The following is a 19,326-nucleotide window of genomic DNA, read 5'->3' as shown; positions in this document are numbered from 1 at the left end:
GGTGGTGGTGCCCGGGGGGTGCCGGGGGGTGGGGGGTGGGGGTGTGTGGTGTGGGGGGGGCATATGCCGGTGGGGGTGGGGGTGGGGGAGTTTGTTGGTGGTTGTTCGTGTCGAACTGTTGGGCGGGTAGTGTGCGGGGGGAATGCCTCAGGGGGGAGGGCTGGTGGGGGAACGGTTGGTGTTCGGGGTGCTTGGTCCGCTTGTGGTGATGGCGGGTGAGCGGAAGGTGGTGATCGGGGGGGCGCGTCAGCGGACCACGCTTGCTTTGCTGTTGTTGAATCCGGGGCGGGTGGTGCCGGTGGACACGTTGGTGGAGGAGGTGTGGAAGGGGTGTCCTCCGGCGACGGCCCGGACGCAGATCGCGATCGTGATTGCTGCGTTGCGTAAGACGTTCAGGGCGCAGGGGGCGGGGGAGGGGGTGATCGTGACGGCGTATCCGGGGTATTTCCTGGATGTGGGGGGTCATGAGGTGGATGCGGTGGAGTTCGGGGTTTTGGTGGGGCGGGCGGAGGAGGCGGTGGGGGAGGGGCGGTTGCGGGATGCGGAGGTGTGTTACCGGCGGGCTCTGGGGTTGTGGCGGGGGCCGGCTCTGGCGGGGGTGTCGGGGGTTTTGGTGGAGGAGGAGGCGGCGCGGCTGGCGGAGTGCCGGCTCAATGCGTATGACGATGCGACGGCTGTGCAGCTGGGGCTGGGGCGGCATTACGAGTTGCTGCCGGAGCTTGGTGGGGTGGTGCAGGAGCATCCGTTGCGGGAGCGGACTCGTTATCATCATATGCTTGCCCAGTACCGGGCCGGGCGGCGTGCGGAGGCGATGGAGTCCTATCGCCGGGCCCGTGAGCAGTTCATCGAGGAGCTGGGTCTGGAGCCGGGTCCGGATCTGCAGGGGCTGCATGATCTGATCCTGCGGGATGATCCGTCGCTGGCTCTGGGTGAGGGGCCGTTGGCGGTGGTGGGGGAGGGCGGGGCCGGTGGGGAGGCGGTGGTGGTTCCTTCCGAGCTGCCGCCCGATGTTCCGGGTTTTACGGGGCGGGAGAGGGAGCTGGCGGCTCTGGACGCGCTGGTGGTGCGTTCTGCGGCGGTGCTGCAAAGTCCGACGGTCGGGCTGGTGACCGGGGTGGCGGGGGTGGGGAAGTCGGGTCTGGTGCTGCGCTGGGCGCACCGGGTGGCCGGTGAGTATCCCGATGGGAGGCTTTTCGCGGATCTGCGGGGTTATGACGAGCAGCACGAGCCGGCGCCGGTGGGGGATGTGCTGGGGCGTTTTCTGCGTTCGCTGGGGGTGGCGGGGCAGCAGATTCCCGGGGCGCTCGAGGAGCGTGTGGCGCTTTACCGCAGTCTGCTGAGTGAACGTCGTGTGCTGATCGTTCTGGACAATGTGCGTACTCATGCCCAGGTGGCGCCGCTTTTGCCGGGCAGCGGGGCGAGTTGTGTGGTGGTCACCAGCCGGGACCAGCTCGAGCAACTGGTCACCTGGCCGCCGCGGGCCCGTGTCCATCTGGGGGTCCTGTTGCCGGGCGAGGCGGTGGAGCTGGTCGCGAGGATCGCGGGGGAGGAGCGGGTTGCTGCGGCCCGTGCGGATGCGGTCCGGCTGGCGGAGCTGTGCGACCGTCTCCCGCTGGCCCTGCGGATCGCGGCGGCCCGGCTGGCTTCCCGGCCTCACTGGTCCCTGCAGCACCTGGTCACCCGTCTGAGTGATGAACGCCGCAGGCTCGATGAGCTGAGCCAGGGCGCTTCCCGGGTCCGGGCCGGGTTCGAGCTCAGCTACCGCTACCTGTCGCCCCGGGCGGCCCGTCTCTACCGCCGCCTGGGCCTGGCCGGGGTGCCCGATTTCACTTCCTGGGTGGCCGCCGCCCTGCTCGACGTGGATGTCATCGAGGCGGAACTGCTCCTGGAAGACCTGGTCGACACCCAGTTCCTCGAGGTCGTCGGTGTGGATGCGACCGGCCGGCTGCGCTACCGCTTCCAGAACCTGCTGCGCCTGTATGCGGGGGAACGGGCCCGGGAGGAAGAGCCCGGCCAGGACGGGCACGAGGCGCTGCGCCGTGTCTTCAGCACCGCCCTGGCCATCGCCCGTGAGGCCCACCGCCGCGAGAGCGGCGGCGCGTTCGGTATCGTGCGCGGCCCGGTCCGGCCCCGCCCGGTGGACACCGACCTGCTCGAAGAGCTCCTTGCCGACCCCCTGGCCTGGTTCGAGGCCGAACGCCTGTGCCTGGTGGGCATGGTCGAACAGGCCGCCCGGATGGGCATGGCCGGCCTGGCCTGGGACCTGACCGGCTGCGCGTCGGTCCTGTTCGAGACCCGCAGCTACGTCGAGAACTGGCACAGCTGCGCCCTGCACGCCCTGCGGGCGGCCAGGAGCGCGCAGGACCGCCTGGGCGAGGCGGTCATGCTCCACCATCTGGGGGCGGCCGCGCTGATGCGCCAGCACATGGACGAGGCCAAGGCCCGCTCGCAGGAAGCACTCGGCCTGTATGGGGCCCTGGGCGAGGAGCTGGGCCGTGCCCTGGTCCTGCGCAATCTCGCGGTCGTTTACCGTCTCCAGGGCGACCCGGACGCGGCGGCCGGCCTGCTGCGCGCGGCGCTGCCCGTTTTCCGGGAGGCCGGTGATCTGTCCTCGCAGTCCTCCGTCCTGCAGAACATGGCCCAGCTCGAACTCGACCGGGGCAACTACGAAGCCAGTCTCGGTCATGCCCGTGACGCGGTCCGGGTCGCGGAGTCCATGCCCTCGGGCTCCTCGCGCAGCCTGGCCCAGTGCCTGTACCGGCTGGGCAGCGCCCAGCTGCTGTCGGGCCGGGCCCGGGAGGCCGAGGAGTCCTACCTGCGCGTGGAGGAACTGTCCCGGGCCAAGGCCGACAGCCACGGCCTGGCCCATGCCCTGTACGGGCTGGGACAGGCCCGGGTGGCGCTCGGCGCGCTGGAGTCGGCCGAGTCCGCCTACGTCCAGGGACGCAAGGTCGCCCGCGGGCTGGGCAATCCCGTGGTCGAGGGATCGATCCGGCTGAAACTCGGGGTGCTCCTGCGGGAGCTGGGCCGCCATGAGGAGGCCCGTACCGAACTCACGGGCGCCAGGGAACTGTTCACCCTGCGGGGCGCCACCCGCTGGCAGGAGGAAGCCGCCCGGGAACTCGACGGCTTCCCGCCCCCGCCCCCCGGACCGGAAAACCCGCCCGGCCCCCCGGCCCCCCCATAGACCCCCCGGCCCCCCGGGCCCCCATAGACCCCCCGGGTCCGCCGCAGGACCCCCGCCCGGACCGCCGGGCCCGCCGCAGGACCCCCGGGTCCGCCGCAGGATTCCTGTCGGTCCGTTGCGGAATTTGTCGCAGAGTCCGTCACAGGTCCTGCCGCGCGGCCTGCCGGGTCCGCCGCGGGGCTTCCGCCCGGACCGCCGGGCCCGCCGCAGGACCGCCGGGTCCGCTGCAGGGCTTCCGGGTCCGCCGCAGGATTCCTGTCGGGGCCGTTGCGGAATTTGTCGCAGAGTCCGCCGCAGGTCCTGCCGCGCGGCCTGCCGGGTCCGCCGCGGGACTTCCGCCCGGACCGCCGGGTCCGCTGCAGGGCTTCCGGGTCCGCCGCAGGATTCCTGTCGGGGCCGTTGCGGAATTTGTCGCAGAGTCCGTCGCAGGTCCTGCCGCGCGGCCTGCCGGGTCCGCCGCGGGACTTCCGCCCGGACCGCCGGGTCCGCTGCAGGGCTTCCGGGTCCGCCGCAGGATTCCTGTCGGGGCCGTTGCGGAATTTGTCGCAGAGTCCGTCGCAGGTCCTGCCGCGCGGCCCGCCGGGTCCGCCGCAGGGCTTCCGCCCGGACCGCCGGGTCCGCTGCAGGGCTTCCGGGTCCGCCGCAGGATTCCTGTCGGGGCCGTTGCGGAATTTGTCGCAGAGTCCGTCGCAGGTCCTGCCGCGCGGCCCGCCGGGTCCGCCGCAGGACTTCCGCCCGGCCCGTTGCAGAGCCCGCGGGAAACCTGCCGCCGGGAATCCGCTGAGCCCGTTGAGCCCGCACAAAACCCCCGCCTCCCGCACCGGCCCCTGAGCCGGTGCGGGAGGGCGGGGGCGGGGGCGGTGCCGGCCTGGTGCGCCGGCCGGGCGGGCCCCGGCCCGGGGGAATGGGTCCGGGCCCCTGCCAGGCGCAGCCCGGCCGCCCCGCCCCCCGGCCCCGGCCCCGGCACCCGGGCGCCGCCCCGACGTCTCCCCGACGGGCCGGGGTCGGTAATCCGGCGATATCACGCCGATAAGGCATGTGCCTAGCGTCGTCACGGAGTTCCCCTTTTTCCCGAGAGCTGTGGAGTGTGTGATGCCGCCTGCCCCCCGGGTGCCTTCGTTCGCCGTGATTCCCGGCGCGGACGTGCACCGAGTCCTTGACGGCCGGCACGGGGAAGTGGTCCGGCTGGTCGAGTCGGCCTACCGTGTGCACGGCGGTGGTGACACGGTCAACCCGCCGTCCTGTTTCCTGCGTTTTCCCGACCGTCCCGACTCGCGGATCATCGCTCTGCCCGCCTCGCTGGGCGGGCCGGCGCCCCTGGACGGCATCAAGTGGATCTCCAGCTTCCCGCGGAACGTGGCGGCCGGCCTGCCCCGGGCCTCCGCGGTCCTGGTCCTGAACGACCCGGTGACCGGCTACCCGCTGGCCTGTATGGAGAGTTCCATCATCAGCGCGGCCCGGACCGCCGCCTCGGCGGTGCTGGCCGCGGACCGGCTCACCCGGGGGCGCGAGCGGCCGCGCCGGATCGGTTTCTTCGGCACCGGCCTGATCGCCCGGTTCATCCACCAGTACCTCGCCCGTACCGGCTGGAGCTTCACCGAAACCGGTGTGTACGACCTGTCGGCCGAACACGCCCGGGGTTTCGCCGGGCACCTCGGACGCGAGGGCGACAACGGCACCCTCACCCTGCACAGTGATCCCGGCGAGCTGATCCGCTCCAGCGACCTCGTCGTCTTCGCCACCGTCGCCCCCGCCCCGCACGTCACCGATCCCGGCTGGTTCACCCACAACCCCCTGGTCCTGCACGTGTCCTTGCGCGACCTGTCGCCCGAGGTGATCCTCACGGCCGCGAACATCGTCGACGACATCGACCACTGCCTCAGGGCCGGCACCTCCCCGCACCTGGCCGAACAGGCCACCGGGAACCGGGACTTCATCGCCGGCACCCTGTACGACGTGCTCACCGGCACCCTGGACGTCCCGCACGGCCGGCCCGTCGTCTTCTCGCCCTTCGGGCTCGGCGTCCTGGACCTCGCCCTGGGCGGGCACGTCTACGACACCCTGCGCGCCCGCGGCGAACTCGCCGTCGTGGACGGCTTCTTCCACGAGACGTGCCGCTACGGCTGACAGGAGACACGCCCGTGACCACCGTGCTCGACAGCCCGCCCCGCCCGCCCCGTCCCGCACCGGGCGCCATCACCGTCCGGGTGGAGGAGACCCGCCCCGCCCCCCACCGGCCGCTCGACCTGTACGCCGTACTGCACCGGCACGCGCCCCACGAGGTGTTCCTGCTGGAGAACGCCCCCCACCCCGGCCAGGACCCCGCGGCCACGGTCGTGGGCCACGGACTGCTCGCCGAGATCCGCCTGCACGCCGACCGGATCACCGTCCACGGCACCGCCCCCCTGGTCACCGCAATCCTCCAGACCGCCGACGCCCTGGGCCTGGCCCCCCGCCCCGGCAACGAACGCGGCCTGGTCCACCGCGAGCAGACCTGGCAGCTGCTGCGCGCCGTCCAGGACCTGTTCACCGTGGAGACCACCCGCCCCCGCGACAGCTACGCCTTCGGGTTCCTGGCCACCTTCGGCTACGGCTCCGCCTGGCACATGGAGACCCTGCCCGGCCGGGACACCACACCCGCCCCCACACCCGATGCCGCACCCGATGCCGCACCCGCCGCCGCACCCGCCGCCGGACCCGCCGCCGCACCCGCCGCCGGACCCGCCGCCGGACCCGCCGCCGGGCCCGACATCGTGCTCGGCCTGTTCCGCGAGACCCTCTGGTACGGCCCCGAACCCGGCACGGTGCGCAGGCTCACCGCCCACAGCGACGCCTTCCCCGACCCCGCCCCCCACCCCACACCCCCCGTCGGCCCCGTGACTCCCACCGGCACCCCAACCGCCGCAGCCACAACCGCCGTCACCGGTCCCACGGCCGCCGGCACCTCAGCCGCCGCCGGCCCCGCCACCGCCTCAGCCGTCCCCGGCCCCACGGCCGCCACCGGCTCCACGGCCGTCCCCGGCCCCGCCACGACCTCGGCCGCCACCGGCTCCACGGCCGGCCCCGGCCCCGCCACCGCCTCAGCCGTCCCCGCCAGCCTCGCGGGTGCGGGGGTGGTCACCGCGGCCGTCACCGCCGCCGCTGCCCTGGCCGCGGCGGGCGGGGAGAGCACGGAGGGCGGGGTCCTGCCCGAAGCGCCCCGCCCGTACCGGGTGAGGGACACCTGCGACGAGGAGACGTTCCTGGCACGGGTGCGGCGCTGCCTGGAACACATCGGTGTCGGTGACATCTACCAGATCCAGATCGGCCACCGCATCGACGTCGCCACCTCCCTGGCCCCCCTGGACGTCTACCGGCGCCTGCGCGGCCGCAACCCCTCCCCGTACATGTACCTCCTGCCGCGCGCCGGGCGCACCGTCATCGGGGCCAGCCCCGAAGTGCTCTTCCATACCCGCGGCGGCACGGTCGTCATGCGGCCCATCGCCGGGACCGCGCCGCGCAGCGGCGAGGAGGCCGCCGACCGGGCCCGGGTCGCCCGTCTGCTGGCCGACGAGAAGGAACGGGCCGAGCACATCATGCTCGTGGACCTGTGCCGCAACGACATCGGCCGGGTCTGCGCGCCCGGCACGCTGCAGACACCGGATCTGATGAGAGTCGAGACGTACTCGCACGTCTTCCACCTCGTCTCCACCGTCCAGGGCACCCTGGAGGCGGGACACGACACCTGGAGCGTGCTGCGCGCCGCCTTCCCGGCCGGCACCGTCACCGGCGCCCCCAAGATCCGCGCCATGGAGATCATCCAGGAACTGGAGAGCGAACCGCGCGGCCTGTACGCCGGTGCCGTCGGCCTCATCGACCTGCGCGGCTGGAGCCGGCTCGCCCTGTGCATCCGCACGATCGTGCACGACCCGGACACCGGCACCTACTCCACCCAGAGCTGCGCGGGCATCGTCGCCGACTCCCGCCCCCGCGCCGAGTGGCACGAGACCCTCCACAAGATGGGCGCGGCCTACTGGGCCCTGACCGGACGGGAGCTGACACCGTGAAAGTCCTGCTCGTCGACGCCTACGACAGCTTCACCCACATCATCGACCAGTACCTGCGCACCCTGGGCGCCGCCACCGACGTCGTGCGCTCGCACACCCGTACCCCGCAGCAGCTCGCCGCCCTGCGGCCCGACGCCGTCGTCCTGGGCCCGGGTCCCGGCCACGCGGCCGCCTCCGGGCACGTCGAACTGGTCCGCGCCTTCGCCGGGACGGTACCGCTGCTCGGCATCTGCCTGGGCCACCAGGCCATCTGCCTGGCCTACGGGGGCCGGGTCACCGTCGCCAAACGCCTCCGGCACGGCAAGACCAGCCCCGTGCACCACGACGGCACCGGCGTGTTCGCGGGACTGGAACCGGTCCTGACCGCCACGCGCTACCACTCGCTGATCGCCGCCGAGCCGCTGCCGCCTCCCCTGGCCGTCACCGCCCGTTCCCAGGACGACGGCTACGTGATGGGGCTGCGCCACCGCACCCTGGCGGTGGAGGGGGTGCAGTTCCATCCCGAGTCCGTCACCACCGCCGGCGGCCTGCGGCTCCTGGACAACTTCCTGGCCACCGCCCGCCCCACCACCCCCGCACCCACCGCACCCGCCCCCGCACCCGTCTCCGTGCCCGCATCCACCGTGCCCGCACCCGCACCCACCGTGCCCGCATCCACCGTGCCCGCACCCGCACCCGTCTCCGTGCCCGCATCCACCGTGCCCGCACCCGCACCCACCGTGCCCGCATCCACCGTGCCCGGGCCCGTTCCTGTCCCCGTGTCCGTTTTCCCGGGTGCGGCGGTGAGGGCGGGCGGGCCGGATGCGCGCGACAGGCCGAAGACCCGGTGAAATTCCGGCGGGTGGCCGGGGGAGGGGGAGACAGGCACGGATCCTTTCGTCCGGAACACGGCTGCCGCGTGGGGTGACCGGAATGCGGACCGTTCCTTCCGCAAGGGGGGTGATCCTTTTCCCCGGCCCCGTCCCGGGCCCCTTCCCGTCCTCTTCCGCAAGGGCGGGGAATTCCTTCCCGTACGGGGTCTGAGCAGCGGTTATATCGATTTTATTGCCGGGTCTGGCAGGCGGGAGGCCCGGCGATAATGATTCGAAACCGGTCCTTCCTAATGTTCTGGATGTCGGAACGAGCCGCAACAGTTCATGTGGGGGGAAACATCATGGAGCTCAATGCGATCACCGGGAAGATCCGCAAGGCCGCCGTCGGGGCCCTGGCCGGTGCGGCGTTATTCGCCGCCGGGCAGGGCGCCGCGCAGGCGGCCGGGCAGAGCGGCCCGGAAACCTGCGGCAGTTCCTGCCCGGCCACCGTGGCCGCCGGCCTGCTGGACGACCCGTGGCACCCCTCCCCGGCCCCCGCGCCGGCGGACGACCCCTGGCACCCGGGCCTGGCGGCCGCTTCCGGGCCGGCGGACGACCCCTGGCACCCCGCCCCGGCGGCCGGACCGGCCTCGGCGGACGACCCCTGGCACCCGGCGCCGGGCGCCTGAGCCCCGCACCGCGACCGACTGACGATGAAGAAGGAGACAGGACCAGTGAGCGCCACGAGACCATCACCGGAACGCTCCTGGCCCCTGCTGCTGGGGCAGGTGCTCGGGGGCCGGGACCTGGACGCCCTCGACACCGCCTGGGCGATGGACCAGGTGATGCGGGGGCGGGCCACCGAAGCGCAGATCGCCGGTTTCCTGGTGGCCCTGCGGGCCAAGGGCGAGACCGTGGACGAGCTCGAAGGACTCGTGCACGGCATGCTGGCCCACGCCGTGCACATCGACGTGCCGGGCAGGACCGTCGACGTGGTGGGCACCGGGGGCGACGGGGCCCGCACCGTCAACATCTCCACGATGTCCGCGATCGTCGCGGCGGGAGCCGGCGCACGGGTCGTCAAGCACGGCAACCGTGCGGCGAGTTCGGCCTCCGGCTCCGCCGACGTCCTGGAAGCGCTGGGCGTCACCCTGCGGCTGCCGCCCGAACGGGTCGCCGCCGTGGCCGACGAGGCCGGCATCACCTTCTGCTTCGCCCCCGACTTCCACCCCGCGATGCGCCATGCCGCCGGCCCGCGCAGACAGCTGGGCATCCCCACCGTCTTCAACGCGCTGGGGCCGCTGACCAACCCGGCGGCCCCCACCGCCCAGGCGATCGGGGTCGCCGAGGCCCGCATGCTCCCGCTGATCGCCGGGGCACTGGCCCGCGCCGGCGGCAGGGGACTGGTCTTCCGCGGCGACGACGGCCTGGACGAACTCACCGTCACCACCACCTCCACCGTCCTGGCCGTCCAGGACGGAGACATCACCCGGGAACGCTTCGACCCGCGCGACGTGGGCATCGCCCTCGCCCCGCCCCGGGCACTGCGGGGACAGGACGCCGCCCACAACGCGGCCGTCGCCCGGCGCGTCCTGGACGGCGAACGCGGCCCGGTACGGGACGCGGTGCTGCTGTCGGCGGGCGCGGCACTGGTGGCGGGCGAACCGGCCCGGGGCCGCACCGTCACCGAACGCCTGGGCCGGGCGGTGGAGGCGGCGGGCCGGGCGATCGACTCCGGCGCCGCGGCCGCCACCCTCGACCGGTGGGTACGGGCCACCTCAACCCCCCGCCCCCCGGCCGCCCGGCCCCCCGCCTCCGCCCGGCCCCCCGCCGCCGGGGCCCGGATCACCACAGCCGCATGAACACCCCACCCCCCGCCCCCGAACCCGGCCCCCCGCCCCCGAACCCGCCCCCCGAACCCGGCCCCCGGCCCGGTCCGGGAATCCAACCCCGGTCCGGGAATCCAACCCCGGTCCGGGAATCCAACCCCGGCCCGGGAACCCGGCCCCGGCGCGTGCCCGGCGGCCGGGGGAGGGGACATGCGGGGGCGGCGGAGTGGCGGGGCGGCGGGGGCGGGGGGTGCCCGGCCGGCACCGTCACCGGCGTACCGTGCCGGCCGCCCAGCCGGCCACAGCAGCCAGCAGCCCGGCCGGCCGCAGCCCGGCCGGCCGCAGCCCGGCCGGCCGCAGCCCGGCCGGCCGGCAGTCCGGCCGTCAGTCCGGCCGGTCGGCCGGCGGGCAGTGGGTGGTGGCGGGTTTCCCGCGGGTCACCGGGCAGGGGCGGGTTCCCGTACCTGTTCCCGCCCCCCGCCCCGTTCCGGGTCCCGGTCCGGTTCGGGGGGCGGGTTCGCCGGGCCGGCCGCGGACGCCGGGGTACCGGCCCCCACCGGGGCGCCGCTCCCCACCGGGCCGTTCCCGGCAGGGCCGTTCCCGGCGGGGGGAGTGGTCCCGGCGGGGGTGTGGGTTCCGGCGGGTGGGGGTGCGGGGGTGTCCCCGCGCCGGATCCAGGACAGGGCCGGTGAGGTGAGGGCCGTGGTGACCAGGGCCATCAGGACCAGCATGGTGAACAGGCCGGGGCCGATCACCCCGAGTTCCAGCCCCAGGTTCAGCACCACCAGTTCCGTCAGGCCCCGGCAGTTCATCAGGGCCCCGAGCGAGAGGGAATCACGCCAGGACTGTCCCGCGAGCCGGGCCCCGCCCGTGCTCCCGCCCCACTTGCCGAGCACCGCCACGCCCAGCACGGCCAGCGCCCACAGCCACTGGACCGGGTCACCGGCCAGCAGCGACACATCGGTGTGCAGCCCGGTGGAGACGAAGAACAGCGGCAGCAGCACCGGCACACAGAACGCGCGCAGCCGCGCCGTGCACCGTTCGACCGCCCGTGATCCCCGGGGAGTGACCAGACCGAAGACGAACGCGCCGAACAGGGCGTGCACCCCGATCCTGTCGGTGGCCAGCGCGGACAGGCACAGGCCGCTGAACAGGACGACCAGCACCGCCCCGTCCGCCGCCCCGCCCGCCCGCCCCGCCCACCGGGCCAGCAGCGGACGCAGCACGCCCGCCATGACGGCGAGGAACACGGCGGCCAGCACCGCCGTGGTCAGCGCCTGGGCGGGCGAGCCGCTCGTGGAGATGGCGGCCACCGCCGCCAGCAGGCACCAGGCACTCACGTCGTCGACCGCCGCGCACGCCATGGCCAGCGAACCCATCCGGGTCCCGCTCAGGCCCCGGTCGCTCAAAACCCGGGCCAGCACGGGAAAAGCGGTGACGCTCATCGACACGGCGAGGAACAGCACGAACGGCACCCGGCCCACCCCCGGCGGCGCGAACACCGGGAACATCGCAAGGCCCAGGAGCGACCCCAGCACCAGAGGCAGGACGATACTGGCCTGGCTGACCGTTATCGCCACCTTGCGGTGCCCGCGCAGCGCGCCCAGATCCAGCTCCAGCCCGGCCAGGAACATGAAGGCCAGCAGCCCGATGCTGCCGAACGCCCCCAGGAACTCCGCCACCGGCCCGGGAAACAGCCAGGACTGCGCCGCCGGCCAGACCCAGCCCAGCAGCGAGGGCCCCAGCACGATACCCAGCGTGATCTCCCCGACGACCGGCGGCTGGCCCAGCCTGCGGAACACCAGCGCACCGGCCTGGCACGCCAGGATCACCACCGGGATGGCGACCAGGAGACCGGGCAGCGGATCACGCCCCGACATGACCGGCCCCTTCCCGCGCCCCCGCCACCGCGTGCGACCAGCGCGCATAACGCCGCCGCCCGTACAACAGCGGAGCGGCCGACTCATCGGCGGTGAAGCGCCGCACCCGCACGAACACCGCCGTGTGGTCCCCGACCTCCCTGGTACCGGTCACCTCGCAGTCGGCGATGGCGTGCGCGGCCCCCGTCAGATGCGGCCCGCCCGCCCCCAGCGGCAGATGCCAGGCCGTCAGCGCGAACCGGTCGGGAGCACCCGACCCGAACAGGTCGGAAGTGGCACGCGCCTTCTCGTGCAGCAGGTTCAGGGCCAGCTGCCCGCCCAGGAGCACACTGCGGGTGGTGGGACTCGCCGTGCGCAGGCAGATCACGAGCGTCGGCGGACCCAGCGCCACGCTCGCCAGCGACGTGCAGGTCATCCCCCGGGGCGTGCCGTCGGCGTCGAGCGCCGTCACCACGGACACCCCGGAAGGAAAACCGCCCATCAGCGGGCGTATGTCGGCTTGCGGAACGGGCCGGTCGGTCATGGAAATCCTCCTGTCGAAGACGTGTGCCGCGCCCCCGGCGGCCGGCCGGACAGGAGACCGGACCACCGGGGCACGCGGCGCGGCACGGCTACTTGCCGTGCAGCCGGCCGAGCGCCTCACGGGTGCTGGGCAGGGAGTTGAGCAGCTCCTGCTGCTCCTTCTTGACCCGGTCGAACATGGCCTGCGCACCGGCCACCGACTCCGGCTTGTGGTAAAGGATCGGCAGCGGCGCGTCCGGCTCCAGACCGAGACCGGCAAAAATGCAGTAATAGCGCTCGTTGGTCCAGAAGTTGCGGAACTCCGCGTCGAAATTCCCGTAGTACGTCGCGTCGTCCGTCGCCGCCTGGTTGACCGGAAGACCCGCCTTGTACGCGTCGATCTTCTCCCGGATGCTTTGGGGGAGCTCCAGCTCCTTGTTGGCCCGCCAGAACGCCGAGTCGGTGCGCGGCGCGAAGTAGAAGTGCGTCTGGATGAAGTCCCGGGTGTCGTCGAACATCACCTCGATCTCCCTGTTGAAGTTGTCGACCAGGGACTGGTTGAACGTCTTGTCCGGGAAGTGCCGGGCCAGCTGGTAGACCGCGGCGGTGATGAAGTAGATGCCGGTGGACTCCAGCGGCTCCAGGAAAGCCCCCGAAAGACCGATGCCGACGACGTTCTTCACCCAGGCCCGGCGGTTGCGCCCGACCCGGAACTTCACGTGGTTGAACTCGGTCTTCTCCGGGTCCAGCCCCCACAGCTCGCAGAACTCGGCGGTGGCCTCCTCCTGCGTGGTGAAACGGCTGGAATAGACGTAACCGGTCCCGAAACGGCCCGGCATCGGTATCTTCCACGCCCACCCCGAGGACATCGCGATCGCCGACGTGTACGGCTCCACCCCGTGGGCGTCGTCGTCGTGCGGCACGGCCGTGGCCACCGCCCGGTCGCACAGCAGCTGGTCGCTCATGTCGACGAAGGGCTCCTCCATCGCCCCGTTCATCAGCAGACTGCGGAAACCGGAGCAGTCCACGAACAGATCCGCCTCCAGGACCCGCCCCTGCCGGGTGTGCAGGGCCCGGACGAAACCCCGCTCGTCCTTCTCGACCCGCGTCATCTCGTCCTGGACGTGCCGCACCCCCTGCTTCCCGGTGGCGAACCGGCGCAGGAAGTCGGCCACCAGCGCCGCGTCGAAGTGCCACGCGTACCGGGTGGGGGAGGAACCGTCCAGGTGCCGCGGCGCCTTCTTCGCGTCCATCAGGGGCGCCTCACGGAAACAGGCGTAGTCGTACGGCTCGCTGGTCCTCCCCTCGTACTTGTTCTTGAACCAGTAGTGCGACATCGGAATCCCGTCGTGCTCCGGACTGATGCCGAACGGGTGGTAGAAGTGGTCCGGGCCGCCGCCCTCCAGCTCCCGCGGACCGCTCTGGCCCCGCCCCGGAGTACGCCAGTTGATGAAACGGACCGCCATCTTGTAACTGGCGTTGCACTCACGCATCCACTCCTCCTCCTCGATCCCGAGGAAGTCGAAGAGCACCCGGTGCAGATTGGGCACGGTGGCCTCGCCCACACCGATCCGCGGAATGCCCGGCGCCTCCAGCACCGTGACCTCGACCGTGCTGCGCAGCGCCTTGCCGAGATAGGCGGCGGTCATCCAGCCGGCCGTGCCGCCGCCGAGGATCACGACCTTCTTGATGGAGTTGTCTGTTGCGGTGGAGGTGCCCGTCATATCAGATTTCCCTCTTCCGGACGGAGTTACGGTGCCGTAACTGTGGAGATGGCCAGAATCGGCAGCCTGTCTACGGCACATCTATAACCCGGCGGAAAAGGCCGAATGAGATCGGCGGGGCCCGGTACTTATGGAGGGCGTATAGCGCACGGGCACAGCCTGGGACCTGTTGATTCCGTACTCGTATCCCCCAGCAGAGGATGGCCGCATCACATGCCGCGCACAGAACGGGAGCCGAAGACGGGGCCGAAAGGAATCCTTTCCACCGTGGGAGGAACCCCGCTCGTAGAGCTCGAACGGCTGATACCGGGGTTCGCTTCGCGGGTGTTCGCCAAGATGGAGCGCTTCAACCCCGGCGGCAGCGTCAAGGACCGCTCCGCGCTGAACATGGTGGCCGCGAGAATCCGGTCGGGCGAACTCGTCCCCGGCCGCTCCACGGTCATCGAGTCCAGCTCGGGAAACCTCGCGATCGGACTGGCGCAGATCTGCGGCTACTACGGCCTGCGGCTCGTGTGCGTGGTCGACTCCCGCACCACCCGGCAGAACATCGCGATCCTGCGCGCCTACGGCGCCGAGGTCGAGATCATCACCGAACCCGACCCGGCCACCGGCCAGCTGCTGCCCGCCCGCCTGCACCGGGTCGCCGAACTCGTGGCGGCCACCCCCCACGCCTACTGGCCCGACCAGTACGCCAACCCGCTCAACCGGCAGGCCCACCACACCACCATGCAGGAGATCGACCTCGCCCTGGACGGCAAGGTCGACCAGCTCGTCGTGGCCGCCGGCACCAGCGGCACCCTCGGCGGCTGCGCCGACTACATCCGCCACCACCGCCTGGGCACCACCCTCAACGCCGTCGACGCCCTGGGCAGCGCCCTGTTCGGCCCGCCCGCCCCCTGCACCCGCCTGGTGCCCGGCCACGGCGCGTCCATCGCCCCCCGCCTGCTGCGGCCCGGCGACGCCGACCGCGTCGTGCACGTCGGCGACCTGGACTGCGTGGTGGGCTGCCGCACCCTGGTACGCCGCGAGGCGATCCTGGCCGGCGGCTCCTCGGGCGCCGTCGTCGCCGCCCTGGCCCGCCTCGCCCCCGCCATACCACCCGGCTCCAACGTCGTGATCGTGCTGCCCGACGGCGGCGACCGCTACCTCGACACGATCTACGACGACACCTGGGTACGCCGCCACTTCGGGGACGTCACCCACCTGTGGGACCAGACCCCCGCACCCGCTCCCGCGGCGGGGCAACTGGCCGATATAGCCCAGTAATAGCGGGCCGCCGCAGGATTTCTCCCACCAGGAACCCGGAAACCCGCACCCCCACCCCCGGCACCGGAAGAACCCCGGCACCGAAACCCCGCACCCGAAAACCCGGCACCGAAAGAACCCCGGCACCGAAACCCCGGCACCGGAAATCCCCGGCACCCGGGGCCCGGCACCGGAAACCCCCGGAAACCGAAATCCCCGGCACCCGGGGGCCCTTGCACCGGGAGTCCCGGCCGGGAGAAGAAGGACCCGGAAGAAGGGGGCCGGGGAAGAAGGACCCGGAAAAAAAGGGGGGGCCGGGGATGAAGGGCCCGGAGATGAAGGGCCCGGAAAAAAAAGGGGCCAGGCCCCAGAAGAACCCGAACCGATACCCGGAGGCATCCCATGACCACCCAGATCGCCGACCTCAGCACCGAGCGCAAGGCCGAGATCAAGGAAATCGTCTGCGACATCCTCGAGCTGGACCTCGACGAGGTCACCGACACCAGCCTCTTCAAGGAGGAGCACGACGCGGACTCCCTGCGCACCATCGAGATCCTCTCCGCGATGGAGCGCGCCTTCGACATCGCCCTGGAGCAGGCCGAGCTCAGCCGCATGACCAACCTGGCAGGCGTGTACGCCGTGGTCGCGGAGGCCGAGGGAAAGTGAGCGCGGCCACGCACGGCGCCACCCCGCGCACGGCCCCCCGCCACCGGGTGGTGATCACCGGGCTCGGCGTGGTGACCAGCATCGGCACCGGGGTGGACGCCTTCGCCGAGGGGCTGCGGGCCGGGCGCAGCGGCGCCCAGCCCATCAGCGCCTTCGACACCACGGGCTTCGCGCACGCCAACGCCTGCGAGATCACCGATTTCGACCCCGGGCAGTGGCTGCGCGACACCCCGGCCGAGGAGCTCGGCCGGGCCGCGCAGTTCGCGGTGGCCGGCAGCCGGATGGCGGTCGCGGACGCGGGACTGACCGAGGACGACGTACGGGCCAGGCGCACCCTGGTCTCGGTCGGCACCACCGACGGCGAGTCCCGCGACCTGGACCACCTGACGGCCCTGCAGGTCGCCGGCGGCCCGGACCGGCTGGACGCCACCGTCGCCCGCCGGGTGTGGCCCGGCCGGCTCTCCGCCGGCATCGTGCGCGAACTGGGCCTGGAGGACGTGGAGACGGTCACCGTCCCCACCGCCTGCGCCGCGGGGAACTACGCGGTCGGCTCCGGCTACGACGCGATCAGCTCCGGCGACGTGGAGATGGCCCTGTGCGGCGGGGCCGACGCCCTGTGCCGCAAGACGTTCACCGGCTTCTACCGCCTGGGCACCATCGCCCCCGACGTGTGCCGCCCCTTCGACACCGGCCGGCAGGGCATCCTGACCGGCGAGGGCGCGGGCATCCTGCTGATGGAGTCCCTGCCCTCCGCCCTGGCCCGCGGCGCCCGCATCTACGCCGAGGTCCTGGGCTACGGACTGTCCTGCGACGCCAGCCACCCCGTGGCCCCCGACCGCGACTCCATCGCCCGCTGCATCACCGCCGCCCACCGCAACGCCGGCATCCAGGCACACGAGGTGGACTTCATCTCGGCGCACGGCACCGGCACCAGGGCCAACGACGTCACCGAGGTCGGCGCGATCCGGCAGGTCTTCGGCGACCGCATGCCGCGCACCGTGTCGATCAAGTCGATGATCGGCCACACCATGGGCGCCGCGAGCGCACTGGCCGCCGCGGCCTGCTCCCTGGCCCTGCGGGAGGGCTTCATCCCGCCCACCATCAACCACCGCACCACCGACCCCGAGTGCGCGGTGGACTGCGTGCCCAACCAGGCGGTCGGGGCCAGGCTGCGCGTCGTGCAGAACAACGGCCTCGCCTTCGGCGGGAACAACGCGGTCCTGATGCTCGGCCACTGGGACCAGGACACCGCACACCCCCTGCCCGCCCGCCCCCTCGACGGCGGCGTGAACCGGCCCCGCGCGGCCACAGAGAGGAGCTGAAACGGCATGTCAGCCGACGCGGTCACCCCCGCGCAGGACCTGGTCGTCTCGGGCTGGGCCGTCTCCAGCCCGTACGGGCTGGGCCGGGACGGGTTCACGACCGGACTGCACGAGGGCCGCACCGCCCTCACCGGCCTGGACGGCGAGCAGTGGCCGGTGCCCTACGAACGGGCCGGACTCATCCCCGGCTTCGACATCAGGGCCGTCCTCGGCCGCAAGGGCACCCGCTCCATGGACCGGGTCACCGCCATCGCCGCCACCACCGTGGGCATGCTCCTGGAGGAGTACGCAACGGGCCCGGCCGACGACGCCGAGCACACCGGCCTGGTCCTGGGCACCTCCGGCAGCGTCCAGTCGATCATGGACTTCACCCGCGACGCCCTCACCGGCAAGGCCCCCTACCTGGTCGACCCCGCCAAGTTCCCCAACACCGTGATGAACTGCCCCACCGGGCACAGCGCCATCCGGCACACGCTCAAGGGCCCCAACGTCACCGTCTCCGCGGGCGCCGCCACCGGACTGCTCGCCCTCAACTACGCCTCCCGGCTGCTGCGCGGCGGCCACGCCGGCGCACTCCTGGCGGGCGCCGCCGAGGAGTTCTCGCTCCAGCGCGCCCGCCTGGAACAGGCCGCCGACCACCACGGCGGCGAGGCCGGGCCGCTGGGCGAGGGCGCGGCCCTGTTCCTCCTGGAGAGCGCCGAGGCCGCCCGCCGCGCCCACCGCACCCCCCTGGCCACGGTCCTCGGCTGCCGCTTCCGCGCCTTCCGCAGCACCGACCGCGCCGGCGCCGTGCTGAAGAACTGCATCGACGACGTCCTGGCCGCCGCCGGGCACACCCCCGACGACATCGCCCTCATCGCCCCCGGCACCCCGCCCGGCATCCTGGGCAAGCAGGAACGCACGGCCCTGGACCACCTCACCGCCCCGCGCACCGAGGTCCGCCCCCTGATCGGCGACACCACCGCGGCCGGCGCCGCCTTCCAGCTCGCCGCCGTCCTCGCCGCCCCCGCCGCCCGCCCGGACCTGGCCGGCCGCCCCGCCCTGGTCACCGCCCTCGACCGGGACGGCACCGTCGGCGCGGCCCTGCTCCGCCTCGCCCCCTGAACCCCGCCCCTTCCTTCCCCCCGGGGCGGCGGGCACCACCAGCCGGACACGGCCCCCACCCCCGCGGGGCCGTGTCCCGCACCACCAACCCCGCCCGCACCACCAACCCCGCACCACCAACCCCGCCCCGCCAACCCCGCCCCGCCAACCCCGCCCCGCCAACCCCGCCCCGCCTTCCCGGCCCCCGGCCTTCCGGACTTCCCGCGCAGTACTCGCAGAGCAGAAAGGGCACGCACCATGTCCGACACTCCCAGGCCGGTGGCCCTGGTCACCGGCGGATCGCGCGGCATCGGACGGTCCGTCGTGGAGGCACTGGCCCGCGACGGGTACGACGTGGCCCTGTGCTACCGCTCCCGGACCCAGGAGGCCCTGCTCGCCGCGAAGGCGGCCCACGAACACGGCGCCCGGACCCTGACCGGCCGCGTCGAGGTCACCGACCGCGAACAGGTCCGCGCCTTCGTCGCCGAGACCGAGGACACCCTCGGCCCCGTGGACACCCTGGTCACCGCCGCCGGAATCGTCCGGGACAGCAACCTGGCCACCCTCACCGACGCCGACTGGGACGCCGTGGTGGGCACCAACCTCGACGGCACGTACAACTTCGCCAGGGCCGTGGTCTTCCCGATGATGAAACGCCGCCGGGGCACCGTGATCACCCTCTCCTCGGTCGCCGCCCGCGGCCAGGCCGGCCAGACCAACTACTCCGCCTCCAAGGCCGGGATCATCGGCTTCACCAAGGCCCTGGCCAAGGAATGCGGCCGGGCCGGACTGCGCGCCAACACCGTGGCCCCCGGCTTCATCCGCACCGACATGACCGGCCAGCTCTCCGAGAAGTACACCACCACCATGACCAGGAACATCCCCCTCGGCCGGTTCGGGGAGCCCGGGGAAGTCGCCGAACTGGTGGCCTTCCTCGCCTCCGACCGCGCCGCCTACATCACCGGACAGGTCTTCTCCATCGACGGCGGCCTGGTCGTCTGACCCCACCCCACCCCACCCCTCACCCCCGCACCCCCCGCGGCCCCCCACTC

General features: G+C 73.0%; 13 protein-coding genes and 1 pseudogene. 11 read left to right on the top strand and 3 right to left on the bottom strand.

Features of this window, described 5'->3' with window-relative positions:
- The first annotated feature begins 163 nt into the window (after positions 1-163).
- The 6 genes and pseudogenes from OCT49_RS39140 (at position 164) to trpD (ending at position 9,886) form a co-directional block, all read left to right on the top strand.
- Positions 164-3,187: an AfsR/SARP family transcriptional regulator gene (locus tag OCT49_RS39140; RefSeq protein ID WP_283856935.1), complete on the top strand. Its 3,024-nt coding sequence runs from the start codon at positions 164-166 to the stop codon at positions 3,185-3,187.
- 1,092 nt (positions 3,188-4,279) lie between these two features.
- On the top strand, positions 4,280-5,314 hold the full coding sequence (gene sbnB / locus OCT49_RS39135) for a 2,3-diaminopropionate biosynthesis protein SbnB (protein ID WP_283856934.1): 1,035 nt from the start codon (positions 4,280-4,282) through the stop codon (positions 5,312-5,314).
- Positions 5,315-5,328: 14 nt separating this feature from the next.
- On the top strand, positions 5,329-7,233 hold the full coding sequence (locus OCT49_RS39130) for an anthranilate synthase component I family protein (protein ID WP_283856933.1): 1,905 nt from the start codon (positions 5,329-5,331) through the stop codon (positions 7,231-7,233).
- Positions 7,230-7,805 (top strand): annotated as a pseudogene (locus OCT49_RS39125) (anthranilate synthase component II); the annotation flags it as partial. The gene OCT49_RS39130 and the pseudogene OCT49_RS39125, both read left to right, overlap by 4 nt.
- A 581-nt stretch (positions 7,806-8,386) precedes the next feature.
- The gene (locus OCT49_RS39120; RefSeq protein WP_283856932.1) at positions 8,387-8,713 is read left to right on the top strand and encodes a hypothetical protein; all 327 of its coding nucleotides are present in this window, start codon (positions 8,387-8,389) and stop codon (positions 8,711-8,713) included.
- 45 nt (positions 8,714-8,758) lie between these two features.
- Positions 8,759-9,886, top strand: a complete 1,128-nt coding sequence (trpD, locus tag OCT49_RS39115) for an anthranilate phosphoribosyltransferase (RefSeq protein WP_283856931.1) — start codon at positions 8,759-8,761, stop codon at positions 9,884-9,886.
- Between the two features lie 404 nt (positions 9,887-10,290).
- Here the strand turns inward: trpD and OCT49_RS39110 are convergent, their stop codons facing one another.
- The 3 genes from OCT49_RS39110 to OCT49_RS39100 all read right to left on the bottom strand — a co-directional run bounded on the left by OCT49_RS39110 (position 10,291) and on the right by OCT49_RS39100 (position 13,958).
- Positions 10,291-11,733, bottom strand: a complete 1,443-nt coding sequence (locus tag OCT49_RS39110; RefSeq protein WP_283856930.1) for a cation:proton antiporter — start codon at positions 11,731-11,733, stop codon at positions 10,291-10,293.
- A complete protein-coding gene (locus OCT49_RS39105) occupies positions 11,720-12,256 on the bottom strand; it encodes a flavin reductase family protein (RefSeq protein WP_283856929.1) in 537 nt (178 codons plus the stop codon). The genes OCT49_RS39110 and OCT49_RS39105 overlap by 14 nt, the downstream gene beginning before the upstream one ends.
- 88 nt (positions 12,257-12,344) lie before the next feature.
- A complete protein-coding gene (locus tag OCT49_RS39100; RefSeq protein WP_283856928.1) occupies positions 12,345-13,958 on the bottom strand; it encodes a tryptophan halogenase family protein in 1,614 nt (537 codons plus the stop codon).
- A 267-nt stretch (positions 13,959-14,225) separates the two neighbouring features.
- Between OCT49_RS39100 and sbnA the strand changes: the two genes are divergently transcribed.
- From sbnA to fabG, 5 genes are all read left to right on the top strand, one after another.
- On the top strand, positions 14,226-15,224 hold the full coding sequence (gene sbnA / locus OCT49_RS39095; protein ID WP_502963525.1) for a 2,3-diaminopropionate biosynthesis protein SbnA: 999 nt from the start codon (positions 14,226-14,228) through the stop codon (positions 15,222-15,224).
- Between the two features lie 381 nt (positions 15,225-15,605).
- The gene (locus OCT49_RS39090; protein WP_283856926.1) at positions 15,606-15,869 is read left to right on the top strand and encodes an acyl carrier protein; all 264 of its coding nucleotides are present in this window, start codon (positions 15,606-15,608) and stop codon (positions 15,867-15,869) included.
- Complete coding sequence (locus tag OCT49_RS39085) at positions 15,866-17,191, top strand: beta-ketoacyl-[acyl-carrier-protein] synthase family protein (protein WP_283856925.1); 1,326 nt, start codon at positions 15,866-15,868, stop codon at positions 17,189-17,191. The genes OCT49_RS39090 and OCT49_RS39085 overlap by 4 nt, the downstream gene beginning before the upstream one ends.
- Before the next feature lie 6 nt (positions 17,192-17,197).
- The gene (locus OCT49_RS39080) at positions 17,198-18,295 is read left to right on the top strand and encodes a beta-ketoacyl synthase N-terminal-like domain-containing protein (RefSeq protein ID WP_283856924.1); all 1,098 of its coding nucleotides are present in this window, start codon (positions 17,198-17,200) and stop codon (positions 18,293-18,295) included.
- Between the two features lie 237 nt (positions 18,296-18,532).
- The gene (fabG, locus tag OCT49_RS39075) at positions 18,533-19,276 is read left to right on the top strand and encodes a 3-oxoacyl-ACP reductase FabG (RefSeq protein ID WP_283856923.1); all 744 of its coding nucleotides are present in this window, start codon (positions 18,533-18,535) and stop codon (positions 19,274-19,276) included.
- Positions 19,277-19,326 lie beyond the last annotated feature (50 nt).

This window comes from Streptomyces sp. ML-6 (assembly GCF_030116705.1).
Lineage (GTDB): Bacteria > Actinomycetota > Actinomycetes > Streptomycetales > Streptomycetaceae > Streptomyces.
Note: the sequence above shows the minus strand (reverse complement) of the source record. Positions and strands in the feature narration are given on the sequence as shown.